Annotated in this window: 19 protein-coding genes and 1 riboswitch; of the genes, 6 read left to right on the top strand and 13 right to left on the bottom strand. The window is 67.6% G+C overall.

Features of this window, described 5'->3' with window-relative positions; genetic code table 11:
• Positions 1-46: 46 nt before the first annotated feature.
• The 3 genes from ACUTAF_RS19045 to ACUTAF_RS19035 form a co-directional block, all read right to left on the bottom strand.
• The gene (locus ACUTAF_RS19045; protein WP_445581444.1) at positions 47-1,537 is read right to left on the bottom strand and encodes an alanine/glycine:cation symporter family protein; all 1,491 of its coding nucleotides are present in this window, start codon (positions 1,535-1,537) and stop codon (positions 47-49) included.
• A 247-nt stretch (positions 1,538-1,784) separates the two neighbouring features.
• Positions 1,785-2,504, bottom strand: coding sequence for a 16S rRNA (uracil(1498)-N(3))-methyltransferase (locus ACUTAF_RS19040; RefSeq protein ID WP_445581443.1), 720 nt, complete (start codon positions 2,502-2,504; stop codon positions 1,785-1,787).
• 129 nt (positions 2,505-2,633) lie between these two features.
• Positions 2,634-4,037, bottom strand: coding sequence for an adenosylmethionine--8-amino-7-oxononanoate transaminase (locus ACUTAF_RS19035; RefSeq protein ID WP_445581442.1), 1,404 nt, complete (start codon positions 4,035-4,037; stop codon positions 2,634-2,636).
• A 245-nt stretch (positions 4,038-4,282) separates the two neighbouring features.
• Between ACUTAF_RS19035 and ACUTAF_RS19030 the strand changes: the two genes are divergently transcribed.
• The gene (locus tag ACUTAF_RS19030; RefSeq protein ID WP_445581441.1) at positions 4,283-4,828 is read left to right on the top strand and encodes a cytochrome b; all 546 of its coding nucleotides are present in this window, start codon (positions 4,283-4,285) and stop codon (positions 4,826-4,828) included.
• 67 nt (positions 4,829-4,895) lie between these two features.
• Positions 4,896-5,471, top strand: a complete 576-nt coding sequence (locus tag ACUTAF_RS19025) for a YceI family protein (protein ID WP_445581440.1) — start codon at positions 4,896-4,898, stop codon at positions 5,469-5,471.
• Between the two features lie 114 nt (positions 5,472-5,585).
• Here ACUTAF_RS19025 and ACUTAF_RS19020 read toward each other — a convergent pair whose 3' ends face one another.
• From ACUTAF_RS19020 to ahcY, 5 genes are all read right to left on the bottom strand, one after another.
• Positions 5,586-7,457: a DEAD/DEAH box helicase gene (locus ACUTAF_RS19020; protein ID WP_445581439.1), complete on the bottom strand. Its 1,872-nt coding sequence runs from the start codon at positions 7,455-7,457 to the stop codon at positions 5,586-5,588.
• A 274-nt stretch (positions 7,458-7,731) separates the two neighbouring features.
• Positions 7,732-8,490, bottom strand: coding sequence for a substrate-binding periplasmic protein (locus ACUTAF_RS19015; RefSeq protein ID WP_445581438.1), 759 nt, complete (start codon positions 8,488-8,490; stop codon positions 7,732-7,734).
• 44 nt (positions 8,491-8,534) lie between these two features.
• Positions 8,535-9,908: a nucleotide 5'-monophosphate nucleosidase PpnN gene (gene ppnN / locus ACUTAF_RS19010; protein ID WP_445581437.1), complete on the bottom strand. Its 1,374-nt coding sequence runs from the start codon at positions 9,906-9,908 to the stop codon at positions 8,535-8,537.
• Between the two features lie 130 nt (positions 9,909-10,038).
• The gene (gene metF / locus ACUTAF_RS19005) at positions 10,039-10,884 is read right to left on the bottom strand and encodes a methylenetetrahydrofolate reductase [NAD(P)H] (RefSeq protein WP_445581436.1); all 846 of its coding nucleotides are present in this window, start codon (positions 10,882-10,884) and stop codon (positions 10,039-10,041) included.
• Positions 10,885-11,064: 180 nt separating this feature from the next.
• Complete coding sequence (ahcY, locus tag ACUTAF_RS19000; protein ID WP_445581435.1) at positions 11,065-12,474, bottom strand: adenosylhomocysteinase; 1,410 nt, start codon at positions 12,472-12,474, stop codon at positions 11,065-11,067.
• A gap of 111 nt (positions 12,475-12,585) precedes the next feature.
• A riboswitch (S-adenosyl-L-homocysteine riboswitch) is annotated at positions 12,586-12,737 on the bottom strand.
• A gap of 221 nt (positions 12,738-12,958) precedes the next feature.
• Here ahcY and ACUTAF_RS18995 point away from each other — a divergent pair.
• From ACUTAF_RS18995 to ACUTAF_RS18985, 3 genes are all read left to right on the top strand, one after another.
• Positions 12,959-13,345, top strand: a complete 387-nt coding sequence (locus ACUTAF_RS18995; RefSeq protein WP_445581434.1) for an MAPEG family protein — start codon at positions 12,959-12,961, stop codon at positions 13,343-13,345.
• A gap of 264 nt (positions 13,346-13,609) precedes the next feature.
• Positions 13,610-15,199: a methyl-accepting chemotaxis protein gene (locus tag ACUTAF_RS18990; RefSeq protein WP_445581433.1), complete on the top strand. Its 1,590-nt coding sequence runs from the start codon at positions 13,610-13,612 to the stop codon at positions 15,197-15,199.
• Between the two features lie 125 nt (positions 15,200-15,324).
• A complete protein-coding gene (locus ACUTAF_RS18985) occupies positions 15,325-15,771 on the top strand; it encodes a c-type cytochrome (protein ID WP_445581432.1) in 447 nt (148 codons plus the stop codon).
• Here ACUTAF_RS18985 and ACUTAF_RS18980 read toward each other — a convergent pair.
• The 5 genes from ACUTAF_RS18980 to ACUTAF_RS18960 all read right to left on the bottom strand — a co-directional run bounded on the left by ACUTAF_RS18980 (position 15,765) and on the right by ACUTAF_RS18960 (position 21,334).
• Positions 15,765-16,163, bottom strand: coding sequence for a DUF1090 domain-containing protein (locus tag ACUTAF_RS18980; RefSeq protein WP_445581431.1), 399 nt, complete (start codon positions 16,161-16,163; stop codon positions 15,765-15,767). The genes ACUTAF_RS18985 and ACUTAF_RS18980 overlap by 7 nt on opposite strands.
• A gap of 83 nt (positions 16,164-16,246) precedes the next feature.
• The gene (ligB, locus tag ACUTAF_RS18975) at positions 16,247-17,926 is read right to left on the bottom strand and encodes an NAD-dependent DNA ligase LigB (RefSeq protein WP_445581430.1); all 1,680 of its coding nucleotides are present in this window, start codon (positions 17,924-17,926) and stop codon (positions 16,247-16,249) included.
• A 261-nt stretch (positions 17,927-18,187) separates the two neighbouring features.
• Entirely contained in the window at positions 18,188-19,378 is a 1,191-nt protein-coding gene (gene metK / locus ACUTAF_RS18970; RefSeq protein ID WP_445581429.1) for a methionine adenosyltransferase, read from the bottom strand.
• On the bottom strand, positions 19,375-20,379 hold the full coding sequence (locus ACUTAF_RS18965; RefSeq protein WP_445581428.1) for an ArsR/SmtB family transcription factor: 1,005 nt from the start codon (positions 20,377-20,379) through the stop codon (positions 19,375-19,377). The genes metK and ACUTAF_RS18965 overlap by 4 nt, the downstream gene beginning before the upstream one ends.
• 73 nt (positions 20,380-20,452) lie before the next feature.
• On the bottom strand, positions 20,453-21,334 hold the full coding sequence (locus ACUTAF_RS18960) for a LysR family transcriptional regulator (protein ID WP_445581427.1): 882 nt from the start codon (positions 21,332-21,334) through the stop codon (positions 20,453-20,455).
• 116 nt (positions 21,335-21,450) lie between these two features.
• Between ACUTAF_RS18960 and ACUTAF_RS18955 the strand changes: the two genes are divergently transcribed.
• A complete protein-coding gene (locus tag ACUTAF_RS18955) occupies positions 21,451-22,605 on the top strand; it encodes a TDT family transporter (protein WP_445581426.1) in 1,155 nt (384 codons plus the stop codon).
• Positions 22,606-22,659 lie beyond the last annotated feature (54 nt).

The following is a 22,659-nucleotide window of genomic DNA, read 5'->3' as shown; positions in this document are numbered from 1 at the left end:
CACAAAAAAAGCCCCGCCGTAGCGGGGTTTTTCGCGTTACCGCGAATCAGCTCGAGCGGCTGATCTCAGCCTTGATCTCGGCCTGCTCCTTGGCCAGGTTCTCTTCGGCGCGCGGGGTGGTCCAGTAGTCGGCGTTCTTGATGCCGAGCTTCTCTGGATGGAACACCGGGTCCTTGCCCTCTTTCTTCTGCGCCTCGTAGTCCTTCAGGCAGACGTAGGCGATCTTGTGCATGAGGATGATGGCGATGATGTTCAGCCAGGCCATCAGGCCCACGCCGAGGTCGCCCAGGTCCCAGGCCAGGGTCGCGCTGCGTACGGTGCCGTAGACGGTGGCGGCGATGATGCCGAGCTTCAGCAGCAGGGTCAGCAGCGGGCGGTGCACCTTGCGGTTGATGTAGGCGATGTTGGTCTCGGCGATGTAGTAGTACGCCAGGATGGTGGTGAAGGCGAAGAAGAACAGGGCGATGGCGACGAAGATGTTGCCGAAGCCCGGCATCATGTTCTCCATCGCGGTCTGCACGTAGCCGGGGCCCGCGGCGACGCCGGCGATACCGGTGAACAGCGCGCTGCCGTCCGGCGCCTGCACGTTGTACTGGCCGGTGATCAGCAGCATGAAGGCGGTGGCGGAGCAGACGAACAGGGTGTCGATGTACACCGAGAAGCCCTGCACCAGGCCCTGCTTGACCGGGTGGCTGACCGCGGCGGCCGAGGAGGCGTGCGGACCGGTGCCCTGGCCTGCCTCGTTGGAGTAAACGCCGCGCTTGACGCCCCACATGATGGCCATGCCGAGGATGGCGCCGAAGCCGGCCTCCAGGCCGAAGGCGCTCTTGAAGATCAGGGCGATCACGCCGGGCAGCTGCTCGATGTTCAGCAGGATCACGACCATGGCCACCAGGATGTAGCCCAGCGCCATGAAGGGCACCACCACCTGGGTGAAGTGGGCGATGCGCTTGACTCCGCCGAAGATGATCAGGCCGATCAGCACGGCCAGCACGGCTGCGGTCACGGTGGGCTCGATGTCGAACGCGGTCTTCACGCTGGAGGCGATGGAGTTGGCCTGTACGCCCGGCAGCAGCAGGCCGCAGGCGAGTACGGTGACGATGGCGAAGACCCAGGCGAACCACTTGATGCCCAGGCCCTTCTCGATATAGAAGGCTGGGCCGCCACGATACTGGCCATCCAGGTCTTCCTTGTAGACCTGGCCGAGGGTGGATTCGACGAAGGCCGAGCTGGCGCCGAGGAAGGCCACCATCCACATCCAGAACACCGCGCCGGGGCCGCCGAAGGTGATGGCGGTGGCCACGCCGGCGATGTTGCCGGTACCCACGCGACCGGCGAGGGTCATGGTCAGGGCCTGGAAGGAAGTGATGCCGTGTTCATCGGACTTGCCGGTGTACATCAGGCGGATCATTTCGCGGAAATGGCGAACCTGGAGGAAACGGCCGCGGAGGGAGAAGTAAAGACCGACGCCAAGGCACAGATAAATCAGTGCCGGGCTCCAGACTAGTCCGTTCAGTGTCGAGACCAGTTCGTTCATGTTGTGCTCCTGTTGCCTGAGGTTTGCGGCAGCTTCCTTGTGGGAGAGCACGGCAACCTGGCGAATTGTTATTGGAGAGAGGTTCGGCGCTATGTGGCCTGCCTCGGCAAGCACCGTTACGGAGTAGGCCGCAAGGTGCCTCGTGGGCGTGCAGAGCATGCCAGAGGCGGACGGCGTTTCCGTTCATCTAAGTCACAACTTGTTACGTTCAGGCGACAGATCGGGATAGAAATGCGGCTTTGCGCGGCTAGAAGTCGCCCCACAGCTGCTGCGCCACCGCCAGGGCGACTACCGGCGCCGTTTCCGTACGCAGGACGCGAGGGCCCAGGCGTGCCGCATGGAAGCCCGAGCGCTTGGCCTGCTCCACTTCCGCATCGCTCAAGCCGCCTTCCGGACCGATCAAAAAAGCCAGCGAGCGGGGCGGGGCGTGGCTGGCCCAGGGCTCGGCCAGCGGATGCAGCACCAGCTTCAGATCGGCCTCGATGCGCTGCAGCCAGGCGCTCAGTTCCAGCGGTGGATGAATCACCGGCAGCAGCGAGCGGCCGCACTGCTCGCAGGCGCTGATCGCGACCTGGCGCCAGTGCGCCAGGCGTTTGTCGGCGCGCTCGTCCCTCAGGCGCACCTCGCAGCGCTCGCTGAGGATCGGCGTGATCTCGCCCGCGCCCAATTCCGTGGCCTTCTGGATCGCCCAGTCCATGCGTTCGCCGCGCGACAACCCCTGACCCAGATGGATGCGCAGCGGCGACTCGGCCAGGCCGTCGAATGCCTCGCGCAGCTCCACACGCACCGCCTTCTTGCCGACTTCGATCAGCTCGCCCTGGTATTCGCGGCCGCTGCCGTCGAACAGCTGCACCGCGTCCCCCGCGGCATGCCGCAGGACGCGGGCGATGTAATGGGCCTGGGCCTCGGGTAGTTCGTGCTGGCCGAGGGATAGGGGGGCGTCGATAAAGAAGCGGGAAAGGCGCATAGGGACGGCTGCAAGCGGCAAGTTCGAAGCGGCAAGTTTAAAGCGGTGGTGCGCGCGGCGCACCTTACGGGAAGGGCGCCGCTTCTTCGCGGGGTGCGCTGTGCGCACCGGGCCTGGCCGGTGACTCGCTCAACCCGGATCGCGATGATCGGGATAGCGGTTGTCCACCGCCACGCTGACGGCCTCGCGGGTGGCGATATCGATGCCCTCGGTGGCTACCTCGGCGAGGAAGTCGATCTGCTCGGGGGTGATCACGTACGGCGGCAGGAAATACACCACGCTGCCCAGCGGGCGCAGCAGGGCGCCGCGCGACAGCGCGTGCTGGTACACCGCCAGGCCGCGGCGCTGCTGCCAGGGATAGGCGGTCTTGCTCGCCTTGTCGGCGACCATCTCGATGGCCAGGGCCATGCCGGTCTGGCGCACCTCGGCGACGTGCGGATGCTCGACCAGGTGCGCAGTGGCGCTGGCCATGCGTGCGCTCAGCGCCTTGTTCTTCTCGATGATGTCGTCGTCACGGAAGATGTCCAGGGTCGCCAGGGCCGCCGCGCAGGCCAGCGGGTTGCCGGTGTAGGTGTGCGAGTGGAGGAAGGCGCGCAGGGTGGCGTAGTCGTCGTAGAAGGCGCCATACACCTGATTGGTGGTGAGCACCGCGGCCATCGGCAGGTAGCCGCCGGTCAGCGCCTTGGACAGCACCAGGAAGTCCGGGGTGATGCCGGCCTGCTCGCAGGCGAACATGCTGCCGGTGCGGCCGAAGCCGACGGCGATCTCGTCGTGGATCAGGTGCACCTCGTAACGGTCGCAGGCCTCGCGCAGCAGCTCGAGGTAGATCGGGTGATACATGCGCATGCCGCCGGCGCCCTGGATCAGCGGCTCGACTATCACCGCGGCCACTTCATGGGCGTGCTCGGCCAGGCACTGTTCCATATGGGCGAACATGGCCCACGAATGCTCCTCCCAGCTCATGCCCTCCGGGCGCAGGTAGCAGTCCGGGCTGGGCACCTTGAGGGTGTCGAGCAGCAGTGCCCTGTAGGTGTCGGTGAACAGCGCCACGTCGCCCACCGACATCGCCGCCACCGTCTCGCCGTGGTAGCTGTTGGTCAGGGTGACGAAGCGTTTCTTCGCCGGTCTGCCGCTGTTGAGCCAGTAGTGGAAGCTCATCTTCAGCGCCACCTCGATGCCCGAGGAGCCGTTGTCGGCGTAGAACACCTTGGAAAGTCCTGGCGGGGTGATCTGCACCAGGCGCTCGGACAACTCGACCACCGGCGCATGGCTGAAGCCGGCCAGCATCACATGTTCGAGGCTGTCCAGCTGCTCGCGGATGCGCGCGTTGATCCGCGGGTTGCTGTGGCCGAACACGTTGACCCACCAGGAGCTGACCGCGTCCAGGTAGCGCTTGCCGTCGAAGTCCTCCAGCCACACGCCGTCGCCGCGCCTGATCGGAATCAGCGGCAGGCGCTCGTGGTCCTTCATCTGGGTGCAGGGATGCCACAGCACGTCGAGGTCGCGCTGCATCCACTGGTCGTTCATGCTCATGCTGCATCTCCCAATCATCAGCGGCACAGCCTACCAGATGGCGGTCCCGTGCCGCCGGTCCGCCTGGTTCCGCCGCCTGGCGGCGGCCGGCGAACTTCGCCGGGGCGTCGACGAACCAAGTTGCCCGGTGGGAAACCATCCGTGTAAGCATCGTATTTCTCGATATTTCATAGCGAAAAATTCCGCTTTAAATCGATAGATTTGTCGCTAGTCTTGCTCAACCCCTTATCGACGGAAGCTTTCCCATGCAGTGGCGCAACACTCCCGCACGTTACGGCCTGGTCAGCGTGATGCTGCACTGGCTGGTGGCGCTGGCCGTATTCGGCCTGTTCGGCCTGGGCCTGTGGATGGTGGGGTTGGGCTACTACGATCCCTGGCGCCAACGCGCCCCCGAACTGCACAAGAGCATCGGCATCATCCTGTTCGCGCTGATGTTGCTGCGCATGCTGTGGCGCTGGCTGAGTCCGCCGCCGCCAGCCCTGGACAGTCATGGTCGGGCGACTCGCCTGGCTTCCAGGCTGGGCCACAGCCTGCTGTATCTCGGTCTGTTCGCGCTGATGCTGTCCGGCTACCTGATTTCCACCGCCGACGGCCGCGCCATCGAGGTATTCGGCCTGTTCGCGGTGCCGGCCACGCTCAGCGGGCTGCCGCAGCAGGAGGATATCGCCGGCCTGGTCCACGAGTACCTGGCCTGGGCCCTGGTGATCTTCGCCGCGGTGCATGCCCTGGCCGCTCTCAAACACCATTTCGTCGACCGTGATAGCACCCTGGTGCGCATGCTCGGTCGTTGATTCCTCATTCCTTCCGGCGCGGGCCGTGAGCCGCGCCCTTCGTGCAACCTCAGCAGGAGATTCACCCATGTTGAAGAAAACGCTCGTCGCCCTGGCCCTGGGCAGTGCGCTGATCGGCGGCCAGGCCCTGGCCGCCGACTATGTCATCGACAAGAAAGGCCAGCACGCCTTCGTCAACTTCAAGATCAGCCACCTGGGCTACAGCTGGCTGTACGGCACCTTCAAGGACTTCGACGGCAAGTTCAGCTTCGACGCCGCCAAGCCCGAGGCCAGCTCCGTCAGCGTCACCCTCAACACCGCCAGCGTCGACACCAACCATGCCGAGCGCGACAAGCATATCCGCAGCGATGACTTCCTCAGCGTCGGCAAGCACCCGACCGCGACCTTCGAGTCCACCGCGGTCAAGTCCACCGGCGAGGGCACTGCCGACATCAGCGGCAACCTGACCCTCAACGGGGTGACCAAGCCGGTGGTGATCGCCGCCAAGTTCATCGGCGAGGGCTCCGACCCCTGGGGCGGCTACCGCGCCGGCTTCGAGGGCAGCACCACGCTGAAGCTGAAGGACTTCGACATCGCCATGGACCTCGGCCCGGCGTCCGAGACCGTCGAGCTGATCCTGTCTATCGAAGGTATTCGCCAGTAAGAAGGGGGGGCGAGGCGGTGCATTGGTGCGCACGGCGCACCCTACGCTTCGGCCAAGCCTTCGTACCATGAAAAACGCCGCCCAGTGGGCGGCGTTTTTCATTGGCGTGGCAGCTTACTCTTCGCGGTTGCGCGTGAGCAGGGCCGGCTTTTCGCCGCGCGGGCGGCTGCTGTTGGCCAGCTCGTCGAGCTGCTCGGGCGTCGGGAAGCGGTCCAGGCGCGAGCCCTTGTGCACGATCACCGGCTGCTTTTCGCGCGGGTTGCGCACGGCGGCTTCCGAGCGCGGCAGTTCGTCGCGGTCGAGCGAGGTGATCCGGCCGTCCGGCGCCGAGCGGCCGCGGCCGCCAGCGTTGCGCCCCTGGCCACCTTGGCCGCCCTGGCGACGGCCCTTGCCGGCGCCGCCATTGGCATTGCTGCGCGGGCCCTTGTTGGCCGGACGCTGGCCCTGGGGGGCTCCGTTGCCGGGGGCAGCGCCGCCGCTACGACGACCGCGGCCCTGCGGCTTGTTCTGCACCGGGCTGACGTAGTCGACGCGGTTGCCGAAATTGTCGATCTCGTCGTCGAGGAACTCTTCGGGATCGCGATCCGGAGGCAGCGGGGGAATGGCCGGGGCAACGGCCTGGCCGCTGCCGCTCTGCGCCTGGCCACGACGCTTCTGGCCCTGCTGCGGCTTGGCCTTGTGTTCCTTGCCGCTGTCCTTGCCCTTGTCCTTGCGGCCGCCACCGTGGCGTTCGCCCTTGGGCTTGTCGCCGCCCGGGGCACCCTGCTTCTGGCTCTTCTGCCCGGGGCCTCGCGGCTGGCGCGGTTCGCGCGTCTCGGGGCGTTCGGCTTCCACGGTGCTGGCGTCGAAGCCCATCGGATCACCGTGCGGGATCTTTTGCCGAGTCATGCGCTCGATGCTTTTCAGCAGTTTCTCCTCGTCCGGGGCGACCAGCGAGATCGCCTCGCCGCTACGTCCGGCGCGGCCGGTGCGGCCGATGCGGTGCACATAGTCTTCCTCGACGTTGGGCAGCTCGAAGTTGACCACGTGCGGCAGCTGGTCGATATCCAGGCCGCGAGCGGCGATATCGGTGGCAACCAGGATGCGTACCTGGTTCGCCTTGAAGTCGGCCAGGGCCTTGGTGCGCGCGTTCTGGCTCTTGTTGCCGTGGATCGCCTGCGCCGGCAGGCCGTGCTTGTCGAGGTACTCGGCCAGGCGGTTGGCGCCGTGCTTGGTGCGGGTGAACACCAGCACCTGTTCCCAGGCGCCCTGGGTGATCAGGTGGGCGAGCAGGGCGCGCTTGTGGCTGGCCTGCACGTGGAAGACGCGCTGCTCGATGCGCTCGACCGTGGTGTTCGGCGGGGTGACCTCGATGCGCTCGGGGTTATGCAGCAGCTTGCCGGCCAGGTCGGTGATGTCCTTGGAGAAGGTCGCCGAGAACAGCAGATTCTGGCGCTTGGCCGGCAGGCGGGCGAGCACCTTCTTGACGTCGTGGATGAAACCCATGTCGAGCATGCGGTCGGCTTCGTCGAGCACCAGGATTTCCACGTGGGACAGGTCGACGCTGCCCTGGCCGGCCAGGTCGAGCAGGCGGCCGGGGCAGGCCACCAGCACGTCGACGCCCTTGGCCAGGGCCTGGATCTGCGGGTTCATGCCGACCCCGCCGAAGATGCAGGCGCTGACGAACTTCAGATCGCGGGCATAGACCTTGAAGCTGTCGTGCACCTGGGCGGCCAGTTCGCGGGTCGGTGTCAGCACCAGCACGCGCGGTTGTTTCGGGCCATGACGCTGTTCGCGGTCGGGGTGACCGCCCGGGAACAGGCGTTCGAGGATCGGCAGGGCGAAACCGCCCGTCTTACCTGTACCCGTCTGGGCCGCCACCATCAGGTCGCGACCTTGCAACACGGCGGGAATGGCCCGCTGTTGCACCGGAGTGGGTTGGGTGTAGCCGGCGGATTCGACCGCACGGACTAAAGCCTCGGAGAGACCGAGGGAGGCAAAGGACATGGGCAATCCTGTACTTAGTGAGGGCGTGGCCCTATGGGGTGTATCGCCTGGCCTGAATCGCACTTGGGTGTGCAATCCCGTCCGGTACTGCTGGCCTGTGAGAAGGCGTTGGCGATCCGCTGTGCATCGGCCCTATCGCGTTAAGCAGCTGACAGGGCCGTGGCACGCGGGATCGTAAACGGGATTCTGTGCCGGCATCCGGGCGCAAGCCTGGCGGGAAGGCCCGAGTATAACAGAGCGAGCGGCCTGCGCAGCCACCAGTCTGTCGGTTGGTTCACGGCGCGGGTTGCGCGGGCGCGGCGTAGCGTGCCTGCAGGCGTGCATGGGCCGGCTCGCGCTTGAAGCGGCGCAGCTCGCGGGCGAAGTCCGCGGCCAGTTGCCGCAGCGCGGGTGCGTGACGCAACGCCAGGTACATGCGGTCTCGGCCGACGGCCTGGCGGTTGTAGTCGACCTGCCCCTGCAGGCCCAGCTGAGCGGCGAGGAGCAGCCCGGCGCGGCGGTCGTTGACCACCAGGTCGACGCGTTGACGCAGCAGTTTGCCGAGGTTGGCCTCGTGGGTCGGCGCCTCCTCGCGGCTGAACAGCGGTGAGGTGCGGAAGGCCTCGTCGTTGTACCAGTAGCCGGGCGATATGCCGATCACCAGGCCGCGCAGGTCTGCCAGGCGGCGGTACGGGTGGGGGTGCTTGCGCGCGAAGAACAGCACCAGCTCCACCTCGCTCAACGCCTCGTCGACGAACAGCATGTGCGGCTCGCGCTCGGGCAGCCGGAAGATGTCGAGGATGCCGTCGGCGCGGCCCTGTTCGAACGCCAGCAGGCAGCGTTTCCAGGGCATGAACCGCAGCTCCAGTTCGATGTCCAGGCGGTGCAGCACCTCGCGGGTGATCTCGTAGTCGAGTCCGGCGGGCTGGCCGTTGTCCTGGTAGACGTAGGGCGCCCAGGCCTCGGTGACCAGGCGCAGCGGTTCGCCGCGGGCCTCGAAGGCGAGGCCGCACAGTAGGGCGATGGCGATAAACTGGCGCTGGAATAATGGCATCGCGCCAGATTATCGATTTTGCCCGCGTCCTGAAAGCCTGGCGCTCAGTCGACTATCCGGTAGCAGGGCACATAGGCGCTGCCGCCCGGCAGCTTCATCCGGTGCTGCTCGACGAAAGCCTGCAGCAGGCGGTCCAGCGGTCGCATGATGGTCGCGTCGCCCCTGATCTCGTAGGGGCCGTGTTCCTCGATCAGGCGAATGCCGTTGGCCTTGACGTTGCCGGCGACTATTCCGGAGAAGGCGCGGCGCAGGTTGGCCGCCAGCTCGTGCAGCGGCTGGGCGCGGCTCAGCTCGAGCGCGGCCATGTTGGCGTGGGTCGGCTCGAACGGGTGCTGGAAGCTGCCGTCGATCTTCAGCAGCCAGTTGAAGTGGAAGGCGTCGTTGCGCTCGCGGCGGAACTGCTCGACCTGCCGCACGCCCCGATGCATTTCCCGGGCGACCTCGGCGGGGTCGTTGAAGATCATCCGGTAGCGCTGCTGCGCCGCCTCGCCGAGGGTCTCGCCGATGAACTCGTGCAGCAGTTGCAGGTAGGTGGCGGCGCTCTTCGGCCCGGTGATGATGACCGGGAACGGCAGGTCGCGGTTGTCCGGGTGGGTGAGGATGCCGAGCAGGTAGAGCAGCTCCTCGGCGGTGCCGGCGCCGCCGGGGAAGATGATGATGCCGTGGCCGACGCGGACGAAGGCCTCCAGGCGCTTCTCGATGTCCGGCAGGATCACCAGTTCGTTGACGATCGGGTTCGGCGCCTCGGCGGCGATGATCCCCGGCTCGGTCAGGCCCAGGTAGCGGCCGCTCAGGTTGCGCTGCTTGGCATGGCTGATGGTGGCGCCCTTCATCGGCCCCTTCATCACCCCCGGGCCGCAGCCGGTGCAGATGTCCAGGCCGCGCAGGCCCAGCTCGTGGCCGACCTTCTTGGTGTACTTGTACTCGTCGGTGCTGATCGAGTGGCCGCCCCAGCACACCACCATCTTCGGCTCGACGCCGCTGCGCAGCGTGCGCGCATTGCGCAGCAGGTGGAAGACGTAGTCGGTGATACCTTCGGAGCTGTCCAGGTCGATGCGCTTGTTCTCCAGCTCGCTCTGCGTGTAGACGATGTCGCGCAGCGCGCTGAACAGCATCTCGCGGGTGCTGGCGATCATCTCGCCGTCGACGAAGGCATCGGCCGGCGCGTTGAGCAGCTCCAGGCGGATGCCGCGGTCTTGCTGGTGGATCTTCACCTCGAAGTCCGGGTAGGCCTCGAGGATGGTCTTGGCGTTGTCGCTGTGCGAACCGGTGTTGAGGATCGCCAGCGCGCACTGGCGGAACAGGCGGTAGACGCTGCCGGAGCCGGTCTCGCGCAGCTGCTGCACTTCGCGCTGCGACAGGGTTTCCAGGCTGCCCTTGGGGCTGACGGAGGCGTTGATTCTCGGGCGTTTCTGCATGGCAGGCGGTCCTTCGGGGGGAAGCGGGGGCGTTGCGCGGAGCCATAGTCGTGGCGCAGTCGACGGGCCGGCGATCGATGGATCACCGGCCCGCCAGCGCATGGACAGGCGCCAGATCGGGCGTCTGGCTTCAGCGCGGCAGCTTGAGGTTATTCCAGATCGCCAGGCTCGGGCCGGCCAGGTTCATGCTGTAGAAGTGCAGGCCAGGAGCGCCGCCGGCGAGCAGGCGTTCGCACATCTCGGTGATCACCTGCTCGCCGAAGGCGCGAATGCTGTCGCCGTCGTCGCCGTAGGCTTCCAACTGCTTGCGCACCCAGCGCGGGATTTCCGCGCCGCAGGCGTCGGAGAAGCGCGCCAGCTTGCTGTAGTTGGTGATCGGCATGATCCCGGGCACCACGGGGATATCCACGCCCAGCTTGCGCACGCGCTCGACGAAGTAGAAGTAGCTGTCGGCGTTGAAGAAGTACTGGGTGATGGCGCTGTCGGCGCCGGCCTTGGCCTTGCGCACGAAGTTGGCGATATCGTCCTCGAAATTGCGTGCCTGCGGATGCATCTCCGGGTAGGCCGCCACCTCGATATGGAAGTGATCGCCGCTCTCCTCGCGGATGAAGGCGACCAGTTCGTTGGCGTAGCGCAGCTCGCCGCTGGCCAGGCCCATGCCCGACGGCAGGTCGCCGCGCAGGGCGACGATGCGCTTGATCCCGGCGGCCTTGTACTTGTGCAGCAACTCGCGCAGCTCGGCCTTGGAGTCGCCGACGCAGGACAGGTGCGGCGCGGTGGGTACCTTCACCTCGCCGTCCAGTTGCAGCACGGTATTTAGGGTGCGGTCGCGGGTCGAACCGCCGGCACCATAGGTGCAGGAGAAGAAATCCGGGTTGTAGCTCGCCAGCTGGCGCGCCACGTCCATCAGTTTTTCATGCCCGGCTTCGGTCTTGGCGGGGAAGAATTCGAAGCTGTAGCGACGTTCTTGGCTCATAAAGCGTTTCCACATCTGTAGGGTGGGTTAGCGACGCTGGCCGCTGTGGCAAGGTGTGCGGCGGTGTTCGCGCGGCGCGTAACCCACCGAGCGCTAGCCGGGCCGACGTTGGAAGGCTGTCGGCATCGATGGCGGGTCGCGCCGCTCCGCGGCTAACCCGCCCTACGGGCTTGCCGCGGCTCAGTAACGGTAGCTATCCGGTTTGAACGGGCCTTCTACGGTCACGCCGATGTACTCGGCCTGCTGCTTGGTCAGTTGGGTGACCACGCCGCCGAAGCCCTTGACCATCTCCAGCGCCACCTCCTCGTCGAGCTTCTTCGGCAGCACTTCCACGCACAGGCGCTCGGCCTTCTGCGCAGCGGGCAGGTCGGCGAACCTCTGCTCGAACAGGAAGATCTGCGCCAGCACCTGGTTGGCGAAGGAGCCGTCCATGATCCGGCTCGGGTGGCCGGTGGCGTTGCCCAGGTTCACCAGGCGGCCTTCGGCCAGCAGGATCAGGTAGTCGTCGTTGTGCGGATCGAAGGCGCCGGCGCCGGTGCGGTGGATCTTGTGCACCTGCGGCTTGACCTCTTCCCAGGCCCAGTTCTTGCGCATGAAAGCGGTGTCGATCTCGTTGTCGAAGTGACCGATGTTGCACACCACGGCGCGCTTCTTCAGCGCCTTGAGCATGCCGGCGTCGCACACGTTGACGTTGCCGGTGGTGGTGACGATCAGGTCGATCTTGCCCAGCAGGGCCTTGTCGATGCTGGCCTCGCTACCGTCGTTGAGGCCGTTGATGTAGGGCGAGACCAGCTCGAAGCCGTCCATGCAGGCCTGCATGGCGCAGATCGGGTCGACTTCGCTGACCTTGACGATCATGCCTTCCTGGCGCAGCGATTGCGCCGAGCCCTTGCCCACGTCGCCGTAGCCGATGACCAGCGCCTGCTTGCCCGACAGCAGGTGGTCGGTGCCGCGCTTGATGGCGTCGTTGAGGCTGTGGCGGCAGCCGTACTTGTTGTCGTTCTTGCTCTTGGTCACCGAGTCGTTGACGTTGATCGCCGGGACTTTCAGGGTGCCGGCCTTGAGCATGTCGAGCAGGCGGTGCACACCGGTGGTGGTTTCCTCGGTGATGCCGTGAATCTTTTCCAGCATCTGCGGATACTTCTTGTGCAGGATCTCGGTCAGGTCGCCGCCGTCGTCCAGCACCATGTTGGCGTCCCACGGCTGGCCGTCCTTGAGGATGGTCTGCTCGATGCACCACTCGTACTCGGCCTCGGTCTCGCCCTTCCAGGCGAACACCGGGATGCCGGCGGCGGCGATGGCGGCAGCGGCCTGGTCCTGGGTGGAGAAGATGTTGCAGGAAGACCAGCGCACTTCGGCACCGAGGGCGATCAGCGTCTCGATCAGCACGCCGGTCTGGATGGTCATGTGGATGCAGCCGAGGATCTTCGCGCCCTTCAGCGGCTGGCTGGCGGCGTACTTGCGGCGCAGGCCCATCAGCGCCGGCATTTCCGATTCGGCGATGATCAGTTCCTTGCGGCCCCAGTCGGCCAGGGAGATGTCGGCGACCTTGTAGTCGGTGAAACCGGCAGGCGTCAGTACAGCGCTCATAATGAGTTCTCCATTCGTTGTCTGCGATCAGACCCTGTGAAAACTACTGCGCTCGGCCAGGCTGCTTTGAAACAGGCTGGTCTGACCTTCGCTCGCTACGTTTTCACGCAGTCTGATTGAGCGCCGTTGATGCGTATGGTTAACGCCCCATCCGAGCCTGACAGGTGAAACCCGATCTGGATCTGCTGCGCTGAGGCAGGGAAGCACCGTGGCTTGCGAGATCCAGAACAGGTTTTCGACCTGCTGCAGCGCCCCTCGGACGGGTGGCGGGAGCGACCGGAGCTGTGCCGGGCGCGTGAAACCGGCGGATTATAGCCGCCAGCGCGGCGCAGCCCAAGGTTTTCCGTCGGTCTTGGTGCGGCGCCGCTGGCCGTTGTCGCCGGAGCATTGGCCGGATCGCCGGCGACTTGTCTCACCCGGGCCATGGACGCCCGGCCCGCGGGCGGCCCAAGCTGCGCACTCCCTGCCGAACTGCGGAGCTTCCATGACCCTCGCCTACTGGTGCGTGCTGATCGCCATCGTCCTGCCCTACCTGGCCACCGCCAGTGCCAAGTTCGGCGGCGCTGGCTACGGGCCGCGCGCCAACAGCGACCCACGCGCCTTCCTCGCCGGTCTGCAGGGCTGGCGCCAGCGGGCCAACAATGCCCAGCTCAACGGTTTCGAGGTGACCCCGGCATTCGCCGCGGCAGTGATCATCGCCCACCAGGCCGGTGGCGCCGGGCAGGCCCTGCTGGACCAGCTGGCCATAGCCTTCGTGGTCAGCCGGGTGCTGTATTTGCTGTGCTACCTGGCCGATTGGGGGCCGACCCGCTCGCTGCTTTGGTTCGCCGGCATGGCCATGATCGTCGCTTTGTTCGTGGTGTCGGCCTGAGCCGAAACGGCGCGTGGGCGCCTGGTCGCTGCGCCATTCTGGTGCGCGCTTGCCGCGATCGGCGATGGCGTCTGATGGCTGCGGACAGTCCTTCGCGCTGCCCGTGGGAGGGAAGTCCATCCGGGATGCTTTCGTCCAGTCGCGAGCGAATTCGCGTCTACGACTTTGGTGGCGGGCCTCGCCGTGCGGCTGGCGGCTGGCCACCTTCTTGCTTGCTCCAGGCTATTTGGCGGGATTTTCCCGCTGTCTGCCAGGGAGCCTCACATGTCTGCCACCGCCTTGTTCGACCGCCTGCTCTGCGCCCTCGGCCTGCGCACGCTGAACCAGCAGTTCCTGTTCTCCTATGCACTGATGTTCCTCCTGGCGATCATCGCCTCGGTGGCGCTGTACCTGAGCATGTCGGTGTCGCCGCAGACCATCGACGTCGCCGGTGCGCAGCGCATGCTCAGCCAGAAGATGAGCAAGGAGGCCCTGCTGGTGCGCGAGGGCGTGCTGCCGGCGGCTTCCCTTGAGGCGACCATCAGGCAGTTCGACGCCGCCCACCGCGACCTGTTGGCCGGTAACCCGGCGCGCACCATCAGTGCCATCGCCGAGCCCGGCGTGCAGGCGCAGATGGATAAGGTAGGCGGGCACTGGCGGGACTTTCGCGGCCAGCTGCAGCGGCTCGCCGGCGGCGACGCGGCGGTCGACCTGCAGGCGCTGGAGCAGCAGTCGGTGCAGCTGCTGCGCGAGATGAACCAGGCGGTCGGGTTGATGGTCGCGCACGCCGGAGCCAGCCAGCGGCGGCAGATGTGGCTGGCCTTCGGCTGCGTGCTGGGTATCCTCGCCCTGGTGGTGCTGGGGCGCCAGTTCGGCCTGCGTCCGCTGATGCACAACCTCGGGGCGGTGGAAGGCGCGCTGACCCGGGTCGGCTCCGGCGACTTCACCCAGGGCCTGCACGGGCACCAGGCCGACAACGAGATCGGCCGCATCTTCGCCGGCTACAACCGCATGCAGGCGCATGTGCGCGACCTGCTGGCCGAGGTCAAGCGCAGCGGCGAGCGCACCGGCGAGCACGTCGGCAGCGTGGTCGGCGCCGCGCAGGCGGCCGGCGACGGCGTGCGCCGCCAGTACGAGGATCTCGAGCAGGTGGCCACGGCGATGAACGAGATGAGCGCCACCGTGGCCGAGGTGGCGCGACATGCTGCCCATGCTGCCGAGTCGGCGCGCAGTGCCGATGGCTGTGCGCAGGACGGCCAGCAGGTGGTGCAGCGCAGCGCTACGCAGATCGCCGAGCTGAGCGCCCAGCTGCAACGCAGCGGCGAGCAGGTGCAGCGCCTGGAGGCGGAAACGTCCGGGGTCGGCAAGGTGCTCGAGGTGATCACCGGTATCGCCGAACAGACCAACCTGCTGGCGCTCAACGCGGCGATCGAGGCGGCCCGCGCCGGCGAGGCCGGACGCGGCTTCGCCGTAGTCGCCGACGAGGTGCGCACCCTGGCCAGCCGCACCCAGCAGTCCACCGGCGAGATCCAGGCGATGATCCAGCGTCTGCAGAACGGTGCCCGCGACGCGGTGGCGGCGATGCAGCAGAGCGCGCAGCTGGCCGAGAGCAACCTCGGCCATATCCGCCAGGCCAGCGAAGTGCTCGACGCCATAGTCGGCGCGGTGGACGGCATTAACGCGCTGAACGCGCAGATCGCCACCGCCGCCGAACAGCAGAGCCAGGTGGCGCACGAGATCGACCAGCGGGTGACACATATTTCCACGCTCGCCGAGCGCAGCCAGGGCGAGGCCGAGAGCGTGGTGCAGGTCAGCGCGCGGATTCACGACGAGGTGCGTCGCCTCAACCAGCAGCTGGATCGTTTCCGTACCTGAATAGTTGGTGCGCACGGCGCACCCTACCGACTTCGGGCGGCGGGACAACTGCGGTAAAACACCGCGCTTGGCCTGATCGGGCCGAGTGGCGATACTGGCGGCCCGTTTTTCCGGAACGCCTCGCGATGAAGTTCAAAGCCCTCTTGCTGGCCTGTGCCTGCCTGATCCTGGCCGCCTGTGGCGGCGTCGACCCCGACTCGCCGCTGGGCAAGCGCCAGGCGCTGTTCAAGCAGATGCTCAAGGTCAGCGAGGACCTCGGCGGCATGCTGCGCGGGCGCATCGCCTACGACGAGGCCGCCTTCATTGCCGGCGCCGCCGAGCTGGAGCGCTTGTCCCGCGAGCCCTGGCAGCATTTCCCCGAGGTGCGCGACGACGAGCGCAGCAAGGCTACCGCCGAGGTCTGGCAGCGCCAGGCGCAGTTCCAGCAGATGGCCCGCGAGCTGGAGCAGGCCACCGCCGCGCTGGTGCAGGCGACGACCGCGCCGCCGCTACGACGTTCGGCGCTCGAGCCGGCGGTGGCGAAAGTCGAGGACAGCTGCGAGGCGTGCCACGAGGCCTTCCGCGCTTACTGATCCTCGGCCCGCGCTTCGGCTTCGGCCTGCTGCAGTTCGGAGCGCGCCTCGGCCAGTTCGGCCTGTCGCTCGGCGATGGTCCGTGCGTCGCCCTCGCCCATGGCCTCGCGCAGTGCCATCTCGCGCTGCTGCACCTGCTGGCGCGCTACTTCGACGTCGGTCAGGCGTTCGCTGTGCAGCGAGGCGTCGGTGCAATGGCTTTCGACATTGCCCAATGCCCGGTGCAGCCCGTCCAGTTCGTCCGAGTCGCCCCGCTTGCGGGCGGCCTCGATCTTCTCTTCGAGCAGCTGGCGTTTGCTGTCGCAGTCGCTATCGGCCACGGCGGTCAGCATCGGCGTGGTGTTCAGCCCGGCGGCCAGCAGCAGGCCGAGCAGGGTGGCATGACGGATCATGGTGTCTCCCCCTGAGTACTTACTTGGAGTGACCCTGACCGATGCACGAGGTTCGGCCTTTATCACCGGCCGACTGACCTGGATCAGCTGCGCGGCGGATCGGGCGGCGGCTGGAAGGCGGCGACGCCGGCCCGCTGCAGCTGCGAGCCCAGGTGGCGGACCTCGGGGTGGCCGAAGAACGCCAGCAGGCGATCCGCGCCCTTCTGGCCGATGCCGGGGCGTCGCAGCCAGTCACCACGCTCGCGTGCGATCAGGCTCTGCCAGTCGTCGAGCCCGCCGCTATCGAAACCCGCTGGTGCACCCAAGGCCCGTAGCCATTGCCGCAGCGGCTTGTCCCGGGCCTGCTCGAATGCCTGCTGCAGCTGGGCCGCGCGCCGCGCGCCGATGCCCGGCAGGGCCTGCAGCCGACTGGCGTCCAGCTCAAGCCAGTCGAGCAGGCCGTGCAGCGGCAGGCTGCTCCAGGTGCCGGGGCCGATGCCGGTCAGCGCCAGCCCCTGCTTGCCGCCCAGCCAGGCCAGGCGGGCCTGGAACTGCTGCTGGCAGGGCGGGCTACTGCGCCAGCAGCTCAGCGCATGGTAGTCCTGCTGGCGCGGTGGCGTTACCGGCGCGCGTTGCGGGCTGCGCCAGATCACCGCGTCCAGGCGCGGAATGGTCAGCCCCGCCAGGCGTATCGCCACCTGATCGCCGGGGCGCACGTCCAGCGTCTGCCAGCGTTGCAGGGAGCCCAGCGCGACGCGGCTGATGCGCCGCTCGTCGAGGTCGACCGGCTGCAGGCGCAGGATCGGGGTGATGCGCCCGCTGCGGCCGATGCGAAAGTCCACTGCCTGCACCACCGCCAGCGCCTGGCTGGCCGGATATTTCCAGGCCACCGCCCAATGCGGCGCCTGCACCTGCCAGCGCGTGCCGGGCGGCCTGCTGCCCTGGCGCAGCACCACGCCGTCGCTGGCGAAGGGCAGGGGCTGGCGATACCAGCGCTGGCGCCATTGGTTGGCCTCGTCCGGCGTGCGCAGTGGCTGGGTGTAGTGCGCGCTGTCGACGAAACCCAGCGCCTGCAGGCCGTGCAGGCGTGTGCGCATCTCCGCCGGGCCGTCCGGCCAGTCCCAGACGAACAGGCCGATGCTCGCCGCGTCGCGTTCGTCCAGCGTCTGCCGCGCCATCAGCCCGGCCACCTTGCCGCGCGCGCCGGCGCCGCCATCGCGGACCTGCACATGGCCGTCCAGGCGCCAGTACAGCTCGCCCTGCAGCAGCGCATCGAGCGGCTCGGGCAGGTGCTTGGGAACGGCAGGCAGCTGGCGGGCCCGCGCGGTCCAGTCCTGGCCGCTGCGGCCATCGCCGCGGCTGATCGCCTGGCGCAGCAGGCCGCCACGGTAGACCAAGGTGACCGCCACGCCGTCGACCTTGGGCTGGATCCACAGCGCGTCGCGGCTGGCGATCCACTCGGCCACCGCCGCCTCGCTGAGCTTGCGCAGGCCGGTCTGCGCGATGGGGTGAGCGATCGCCCCTGCGCCACCGGCCAGTGGCTCGGGAAGCGCCGCCAGCGCGTCGGGAAAGCAGCGTTGCCAACCTTGCAGGCGTTCGCGCGCCTGGTCGTAGAGCTCGTCGGCGACCAATGAGCGGCCCTGGTTGTGGTAGGCGTCGTCCCACTCGGCGATCCGCCGGGCGAGGGCGTCGAGTTCGGCGCTGGCGCGGCTGGCGGGCCAGTCCGGGCAGGGCTCGGCCTGGGCGGCCAGGGGTAGGAGGAGCAGGGCGATCCAGTGCTTCATGGCAAGCGTCCGTGCTTGGGGAAATAGGACTGAGCCTAGACGAGCTGGTGGTAACGCGCAGGGTGGATGACGCTCTTTGCAGCCACTTTACGCCGCGCCCGGCAAGGGCGGATGGGTAAAGCGAGCGGGCGGCCCCGGTAGGAGCCCCGCCCCGGGGCGAAGCTCTTGCGCCAAGCACCCACCCATTCGCCGCGGGGCGCGGCTCCTACGGAAAGCAAAAGCCCCGCACGATGGCGGGGCTTGGGGTGCTGCTCCGGGGGCTTACAGACCGGCGGCGGCGCGCAGGTCGGCGGCCTTGTCGGTGCGCTCCCAGGTGAAGGTGGTGAAGCTGTCGTCGCCCACCGTCTTCTGTTGCGGGGTGCGGCCGAAGTGGCCGTAGGCCGCGGTGTCCTGATACATCGGGTGGAGCAGGTCGAGCATGCGGGTGATGGCGTAGGGACGCAGGTCGAACACCTCGCGCACAAGCTGGATGATCTTGTCTTCGGCGATCTTGTGGGTGCCGAAGGTGTTCAGCGAAATCGAGGTCGGCTGGGCCACGCCGATGGCGTAGGACACCTGGATCTCGCAGCGCTCGGCCAGGCCCGCGGCGACTATGTTCTTGGCCACGTAGCGACCGGCGTAGGCGGCCGAGCGGTCGACCTTGGACGGGTCCTTGCCGGAGAAGGCGCCGCCGCCGTGGCGGGCCATGCCGCCGTAGCTGTCGACGATGATCTTGCGCCCGGTCAGGCCGCAGTCGCCGACCGGGCCGCCGATGACGAACTTGCCGGTGGGGTTGATGTGGTACTGGGTGTCTTTATGCAGCAGCTCGGCCGGCAGGGTGTGCTTGACGATCAGCTCCATCACCGCTTCCTGCAGGTCGGCCTGGCTGATCTCCGGGTTGTGCTGGGTCGACAGCACCACGGCATCGATGCCGACCACCTTGCCGTTCTCGTAGCGGCAGGTAACCTGGGATTTCGCGTCCGGGCGCAGCCATGGCAGCAGGCCGGACTTGCGCGCCTCGGCCTGGCGCTCGACCAGGCGGTGCGACAGCACGATGGGCGCCGGCATCAGCACGTCGGTCTCGTTGCTGGCGTAGCCGAACATCAGGCCCTGGTCGCCGGCGCCCTGGTCTTCCGGCTTGGCGCGGTCGACGCCCTGGTTGATGTCCGGGGACTGCTTGCCGATGATGTTGAGCACGCCGCAGGTGGCGCCGTCGAAGCCGACATCGCTGCTGGTGTAGCCGATATTGCAGATCACGTCGCGGACGATCTGCTCCAGATCGACCCAGGCGCTGGTGGTGACTTCGCCGGCGACGATGGCCACGCCGGTCTTGACCAGGGTTTCCACGGCCACGCGGGCGTGCTTGTCCTGGACGATGATGGCATCGAGCACGGCATCGGAAATCTGGTCGGCGATCTTGTCTGGATGCCCCTCGGACACGGACTCGGAGGTGAACAGGGAGTATTCGCTCATGGGTGGGTTCCTTGTGTGCCGTAACTGATGGCAGGTCGCATGACGGGTTGGGCGAACTGCCGTAACTGAATCTGAAAACCGTTCTTCAGGCCGATATAGAGGCTCTCGCCGGCCACCAGGCCGGCGGCGCTGGCCCAGCGGACCAGATCATCCTGCTCGAAGCCGAGCCAGAGATCGCCGCAGGCTTCGCGCGCCCAGCTCTGGTCGTGGCTGCACAGCTCGCTGAGCAGCAGGCTGCCGCCGGGGGCGACCAGCCGCGCCAGCTGGCGGAAGGCCTCGGCCGGGGTGGCGAAGTGGTGCAGCACCATGTTCAGCACCACGCAATCGGCGGCCGGCAGTTCGCCTTCCAGGGCGTCGGCCAGGCGCAGCTCGACGTTGTCCAGACCTGCGGCGGCGCAGCGCTGATGCGCCAGTTCGAGCATCGCCGGGCTGTTGTCCAGCGCCGTGACGCGGGCGAAACGGCGCGCCAGCTCGGGCAGGAAGGCGCCGTCGCCGGGGCCGATTTCCAGCGCGCTGGCGCTCGGCGCGAAGTGCAGCGCATCGAGCAGCGCCAGCAGGCTGTCGCGATACTGCGCAAGGCTCGCGATCAGGTCCTGCTGGGCCTGGAAGCTCGCCGCCATGCGCGCGAAGAAGTCGCGGCTGACGGTGGCGCGCTGCTGGTGCACGGCGGCGATGCGCGCCTGCATCTCGCCGGGCAGCGGCAGCTCGTCGATCTCCTCCAGCAGCGCCGCATGCAGGCGGCCGCCCGGTAGCGCGCGGCGGTAGAAGATCGCGTTGCCTTCGCGGCGGGTGGCCACCAGGCCGGCATGGGCCAGTACCTTGAGATGATGGCTCATGCCCGACTGGCCGATGGCGAAGATCTGCGCCAGTTCCAGCACGCCGAACGAGTCGTTGCTCAGCGCGCGCAGGATGTTCAGGCGCAACGCATCGCCGCCGGCCTTGCACAGGGCGGCGAGCTCGTCGCAGGGGTCGAAGTCCAGCTGGGGCGCACGCAGGGTCATGGTGGCGCAGTCTAGTCGGTCATTTTTCATCCAGCAACAGCAATATCAAAAAGTTTTGATATTGCTGTGTCGGTCAGCCCGGCGCTTCGCTCAGCGCCAGGAAGGCCGCGGGCGCCGGGCTCAGGCTGGCGCCAGGGCGCCACAGCACGTGCAGCTCGCGCTCGATATGCAGGTCGGCTACCGCCAGGCGGCGCAGCTCGCCGCTGGCCAGCTCGCGCTCGACCACCCGTTGCGACAGCCAGGCGACGCCCTGGCCGTCGCCCAGCAGGCGCTTGAGCGCCTCGGTGCTGCCGATGGCCATGCCGGCGCGCGGCTCCAGGCCATGGGCGCGATAGGCCTGCTCGACGCTGGCGCGGGCGCCGGAGCCGGGCTCGCGCAGATACAGCGGATAGGCCTGCAGATCGGCTGCCTGCAGGTGCTCGACTGCGGCCAGCGGATGTTGCGGCGCCACCACCGGCAACAGCGCGTCGCGCGCCAGCAGGCGATGGTCGTAGTCGGCCTGGGCGAAGGGCCCTTCGACGAAGCCCAGGCTGATCCGGCCGTCGTCCAGCTGGCGCGTCACCACCTCGGTGTTGCTCACCTCCAGGCTGACGAAGAGCTGCGGATGCAGCACGCGAAAGCGGTTGATCAGGGGCGGCAGCAGGTAGGCGCCGAGGGTGGCGCTGGCGCCCAGGTGCAGCTCGCCCTGTTCCAGCTGGGCGAAGTCGCGCAGGTCGCGCTCGGCCGCCTGTTCCAGGGCGAAGATGCGCCGCGCATAGTCGTGCAGGCGCTGGCCGCCTTCGGTCAGGTGCACGCCGCGGGCCTGGCGGTCGAACAGGCGCAGTTCCAGGCTGGCTTCCAGATCGCGGATCTCGCGGGTCACCGCCGGCTGGCTGATATGCAGGCGCGCGGCGCCGGCGCTGATGCTGCCGGCCTCGGCCACGGCGAGAAAGACCTTCAGATGATGCAGGTTCACGCTGGCTACCTATAAATAGAAGGCATGCAAAAGATGCTGAATATGTATTTTTAATATGGCAGCTGCGGCCCTAGGCTGGCCAGCCCTTCAAAACACGCCACGGAACCGCCCGATTCATGCCGCGCCCCTTCAGTCGTCTGCCCGAACCGCTCGCCTTTATCCGCCACTTCACCCCCAACTGGTTCGCCATGACCATGGGCACTGGCGTGCTGGCGCTGGTGCTGGCCCATCTGCCATGGCAGCTGCCGGGGCTGTTTGCCCTGGCCGAGGGACTGTGGGGATTCGGCGTGGCGCTGTTCGCGCTGTTCAGCCTGCTGTTCCTGCTGCGTCTGGTGCTGTTTCGCGAAACGCTCTGGCCGATGCTGCTGCATCCGGTGCAGTCGATGTTCCTCGGCGCCATTCCCATGGGCCTGGCCGTGCTGCTCAAGGGCCTGCTGCTGTTCGGCGTGCCGCGCTGGGGGGAGGCCGTCTATGCCCTGGCGCATGCCCTGTGGTGGCTGGACGCCGCACTGGCGCTGCTCGGCGCGCTGCTGGTGCCCTACCTGATGTTCACCCGGCAGAACCATGCGCTGGAGAAGCTCACCGCCGTCTGGCTGCTGCCGATCATCGCGCCGGAGGTGGCGGCCAGCACCGCCGGCTCGCTGGCGCCGCATCTGGCGGCGGCGGACGCGCAGCAACTGCTGGTGGTCGGCTTCGTGCTCTGGGGCGTGTCGCTGTCGCTGGCGTTCTCGCTGATCACCCTGGTGCTGCTGCGCCTGGCCCTGCACAAGCTGCCGGACACCGATTTCGCCGCCACCAGCTGGCTGCCGCTGGGGCCGCTGGCCACCGGCTGTCTCGGCCTGTTGAGCATGGGCCAGGCGGCGCCCGCGGCCTTCGCCGGCACGCCGCTGGCCGGTGCCGCGGAACTGGCGCGCGACCTCGGCCTGCTCGGCGGCCTGGCGCTATGGGGCGCCGGACTCTGGTGGCTGGTGATCGCCAGCCTGTTCACCCGCCACTACATCCGCGACAGCATGCCGTTCAATCTCGGCTGGTGGGGCTTCACCTTCCCGCTGGGGGTGTTCACCCTGGCCACCTTCGAGCTGCACGCGCTGACCGGCCTGGCCTTCTTCGCCCTGATCGGCCTGGTGCTGACGGTGCAACTGAGCGCGGTCTGGTCGCTGGTGCTGAGCCGCACCCTGGCCGGCGTGTGGCATGGCGAGCTGTTCCAGGCGCCCTGTCTGGGCGGGCCGGATAGCCCGGCGGTCGGGGTACTGCGCCAGCAGGCCGGTTGAGCGCCCCGGGCGGTCACTCGCGGCGGAATCGTCGTGCCTGCGACCATCTGTCAT

This window comes from Pseudomonas sp. SP16.1 (assembly GCF_052682975.1).
The sequence above is the reverse complement of the archived record's forward strand: the minus strand, read 5'-3'. Positions and strand labels throughout refer to the sequence as shown.